1 pseudogene is annotated in these 253 nt (G+C 84.6%); it reads left to right on the plus strand.

From position 1 onward, the window contains the following. Positions 1 to 180 (plus strand): annotated as a pseudogene (locus tag AA75_RS50600) (hypothetical protein); the annotation flags it as partial. Positions 181 to 253: the final 73 nt, after the last annotated feature.

Raw genomic sequence — 253 nt, forward strand, 5'->3', positions numbered from 1 at the left:
CCGGCCGAGGCCCCCGCCCCGCGCCGGACCCGGGCCCGCAAGACGGCCGCCGCCGCGCCGGCCGCCGAGGCCCAGGTGAGCATCCCGGCCCAGGAGGGCGAGCCCACCGAGGCCGCCCCGCGCCGCCGCACCCGCGCCCGCAAGGCCGCGGAGCCGGTCGAGGCCACGCCGGAGGGCTGAGCCCACGGGAGGCCCCCACCCCGTACACCGCCCGGGCGGGCCGGATCACTGCTGATCCGGCCCGCCCGGCGGC

Source organism: Kitasatospora sp. MBT63, assembly GCF_000710465.2.
Lineage (GTDB): Bacteria > Actinomycetota > Actinomycetes > Streptomycetales > Streptomycetaceae > Kitasatospora.